The organism is Mesorhizobium sp. M2C.T.Ca.TU.002.02.1.1, from assembly GCF_003997225.1.
Map to the genome: position 1 here is coordinate 1 of NZ_RZTO01000570.1, position 4,101 is coordinate 4,101.

The window sequence follows — 4,101 nt, forward strand, 5'->3', positions numbered from 1 at the left end:
TCGCCATGGTCTTCACAGGCGTAAGGCACTTCAGGCATTGATCCTCGGCGCGGAGATGCTTCAAGAATTCGCTCCGCTGAGTCGATTGGTGCGGTTTTCGAGAACCGGAGCGGAGCGGACTTTCAGGTCCGTGAGCACCGGAAGCGCAGAAAACCGCGGCAAGCGGCCAGCGGAGTAGAATTATCGAAGCGTCTCCTACCGCTTGTCCGCCGGATAGGGCGTTCCGACCAGGATCGCCATGCCGATGCCGAGGAACAGGATGATTGCCGCCATGCCGAGCCGTGGTGAATCGCTCATGGCGGTTATGGTCGCCACCATGAACGGCGCCAGGAAGCTGGTCGCCCGGCCCGCCAGCGCGTAGATGCCGAAATAGCGGCCGGATTCGGCGGCGGTCACGCTGCGCGCCATGTAGGAGCGCGACGAAGCCTGCACCGGGCCGAAGGCGAGCCCGATCAGCAGCCCATAGAGGATATAGGCTTTTTCGGCCGCGGTGCCGAACAGGCCGCCGGAATCGGCGGTCGACAGCGGAATGAGGCCGAGCAGCGTGAAACCTGGGCCGGTCGAGACGACGCCGATCGTGGCGACCGACAGCATCGCCAGCGCGATCATCACCACATGCTTCGAGCCAAGGGCGGTATCGAGCCACGCCGCGATCCAGCAGCCGAAGATGGCGACGATGTTGAGGATGATGCCGAAGAGGCCGATCTCGGTGATCGACCAGTGGAACATGCCGGCCGCGAACGTGCCGCCGAGCGCGAGCAGCGCATTGACGCCGTCCTGATAGATCATGCGCGCCAGGAGGAAGCGCAGTATGCCGCTGCGCTGGCGCACCTCGGCGAGCGTCGACTTGAGCTCCGACAGGCCTTCGCGCACCGCCGGCCCGATCGGAATTCCCTTGGTGGCGTCGGGCGTGAAGAAGAACATCGGCAGGATGAACAGGAAATACCAGCCGGCCGACATCGGTCCGGTGAAGCGCGCGTCCTCGCCGAGCTTGGGGTCGAGGCCGAACAAGGGATCGAGGCCGATGATCGTCTTGCCGGTTTCGAGATTGCCGGCCAGGAACAGCACCACGAAGATCAGCGCCACCATGCCGCCGAGATAGCCGAGGCCCCAGGCGACGTTGGAGATGCGGCCGATCTCTTCCTTAGGCACCAACCGCGGCATCATGGAATCGTTGAACACGGTCGAGAATTCGGCCGCAACCGAAGCCAGCGAGAACAAAAGCACGACCAGGAACAGGTTCGATCCCGGCGCGGCGAACCACAACAAGGTAAGGCTGACGATCTTGATCGTGGCGAAGAAGGCGATCCACGGCTTGCGCGGCCCGGTCTGGTCGGCGATCGAGCCGAGCACCGGCGACAGCACCGCGATGACCAGGCCGGCCGCGGCGATGCCGTAGCCCCAGGCCGCCTGTCCGGCGGTCGGGTCGCTCGCCATGCGCGAGACGAAATAGGGTCCGAAGATGAAGGTGGTGACGACGGTGAAGAAAGGCTGTGCCGCCCAGTCGAAGAACATCCAGCCCCAGATGCCGCGCCCCGATGCCCGCTGCACTGTCTCTACTGCCGCCATGCTTTCTCCCCTGGCATCGCTCGCGTCGGGCGCCATGTCTGCATGTTTTCAGGCAGCGATGCAAATGAACAAGCTGGCGCTGCCGTTGCCTTCCTCGCCCCACGCAGTGGGGAGAGGTGGCTCGGCGAAGCCGAGACGGAGAGGGGAATGCGGCGACTGGAGCAGCTACGATCGTTGGAGGAAAGTCTCCGCCCTACGAAGCCCCCTCTCCGGCCGCTTCGCGGCCACCTCTCCCCCGCCCTTGGCGGGGAGAGGAACTTCACATCCCCGTCAGGTCGCTCATCAGGCCGGAGGCTACCGACAGTCGCGACACGGTGATGTCGCCGCCTTCGGTCAGCGCCTGTAGCCGCTCGCGGATGCGCGCGACGCGCTCGCCGCCGGCTTCGAGCCAGGCCGCGACCGGATCCGCGGCCGTGCCGTGCGCGGTCAGCGCCGCCACCGCGATGCCGCGGCGCGCCACGCCGATCGTGTCGGTGGCGCGCGACAGCGCCAGCTGGTCGTAATAATCCGGCGGCATGATCGAGCGCGCCGCTTCCTCGACGCGCGGGATGCGGAAGGCGTCGCTGACGGCGAAGAAAGCCTTGGCCGCGCTGACGATGTCGGCACTGGCGGTGCGTGCGGTGAGCGCGACATCCGGGATCAGCTCGGCCACCTCGGTCAAGGCGAGCTGCCCGGCGAGGTTTTCCGGCGCGCCGCCCTTGAACAGGCCATGCCGCCGCTCCTCGATGCGCTCGCGCGAGAAGGCCGGCAGCAGCGATACCAGCTTCGGCTCGAGCGCCTTGCGGGCTTCCTGCAATTCGGCGATGCGCTGGCTGAGCGGCGCCGAGCCTGCATCGTTCTTCAGGTACCAGCCGCTGGTCACAAAGATAAGCCGGCTAACCGCCTGGTAGAGATCGAGCTGGATCTGGCCGTCGATCTGGTTGTCGAGCGCGTCGATCTCCTTGTAGAGCGCCGGCAGCGCAAAGCCGTCTCGGACCACGGCGAAGGTGCGCACGACATGGGCCGCGGTGCGGCCCGTCGCCTCCTGCAGCCGGTTGACGAAGGACGGTCCGCCGCGGTTGACGAGATCGTTGGCGACGACGCGCGCGATGATCTCGCGCCGCAGCCTGTGGTCGCGGATCTCGCCGGCGAATTTCTTCGCCATGCGCTCCGGGAAATAGCCCATCAGGTCGCGGTCGAAATGCGGATCGTCCGGCACGTCGCTGGCGACGATGTCGGAGAACAGCACGATCTTGGCATAGGCCAGCAGCACGCCGAGCTCGGCCCTGGTCAGCGGCTCGCCGCGCGCCTCGCGTTCGGCGAGCGCCGCCGGCGAGGGCAGCGTCTCGACCGCGCGGTCGAGCAGGCCGCGCGATTCCAGCGCCGTCATGAAACGCGCCTGGTGCGCGATGTCGGCAAGGCCGCGCTTGCGCGCCAGCGACAGCGCCAGCGTCTGCTGATAGTTGTTGGAGAGCACCAGCGCGCCCACCTCGTCGGTCATTTCGGCGAGCAGCTTGTTGCGCGCCGGCCGCGCCAGCGAGCCTTTGCGCATGGCGGACGCCAGCGCGATCTTGATGTTGACCTCGACGTCGGAGCAGTTGACGCCGCCCGAATTGTCGATGGCGTCCGAATTGCAGCGTCCGCCATTCAGGCCGAACTCGATGCGCGCCCGCTGTGTGACGCCGAGATTGGCGCCTTCGCCGATGACTTTCGCCCGGACATCGAGCGCGGTGACGCGGATGGCGTCGTTGGCGCGGTCGCCGACATCCTGATTGCTTTCCCCGGAAGCCCGCACATAGGTGCCGATGCCGCCGAACCACAGAAGATCGACCGGCGCCTTGAGGATGGCGTTCATGATCTCGACCGGCGTCGCCGTCGTCTTGGAGAGGCCGATCGCGGCGGCGGCCGCCTGCGGCAGCGTGATCGATTTCTGGTTGCGCGAGACGATGACGCCGCCTTCCGACAGCTTCGACTTGTCATAGTCCTGCCAGGACGAGCGCGGCAGCGCGAACATGCGCTGGCGCTCGGCCATCGACGCCGCCATGTCGGGATCGGGATCGATGAAGATGTCGCGATGGTCGAAGGCGGCGATCAGCCTAGTCTGCGGCGACAAGAGCATGCCGTTGCCGAACACGTCGCCCGACATGTCGCCGACGCCGACGACGGTGAAGGGCGCGGTCTGGATGTCGCGGTTCATCTCACGGAAATGCCGCTTCACCGCTTCCCAGGCGCCCTTGGCGGTGATGCCCATCTTCTTGTGGTCGTAGCCGGCCGAACCGCCGCTGGCGAAGGCGTCGTCCAGCCAGAAGTGGTGCTTCTCGGAAATCGCGTTGGCGGTGTCGGAGAAGGTCGCCGTGCCCTTGTCGGCGGCGACGACGAAATACGGATCGTCAGGATCGCGCCGCACCACGCCGGCCGGCGGGATGACGCCGTCGACGCCGATATTGTCGGTGATCGAGAGCAGGCTGGAGACGAAGTTCTTGTAAGCCGAGGTGCCGGCCTCGAAGATGGCGTCGCGCCCGGCGCTCATCGGCAGCTTCTTGGGATAGAAGC

General features: G+C 66.4%; 2 protein-coding genes. Both read right to left on the reverse strand.

Annotated elements, in window-relative coordinates; all coding sequences use genetic code 11:
- Positions 1-195: 195 nt before the first annotated feature.
- On the reverse strand, positions 196-1,569 hold the full coding sequence (locus tag EOD07_RS25120) for an MFS transporter (RefSeq protein ID WP_127237337.1): 1,374 nt from the start codon (positions 1,567-1,569) through the stop codon (positions 196-198).
- A gap of 259 nt (positions 1,570-1,828) precedes the next feature.
- The coding region (locus EOD07_RS25125; RefSeq protein ID WP_206519546.1) for an NAD-glutamate dehydrogenase domain-containing protein at positions 1,829-4,101 on the reverse strand (2,273 nt) is incomplete at its 5' end.

What these genes read in the sequence shown, in the direction of transcription:
- EOD07_RS25120 (WP_127237337.1), bottom strand. Translation starts at nt 1,569, where the DNA reads ATGGCGGCAGTAGAGACAGTGCAGCGGGCATCGGGGCGCGGCATCTGG.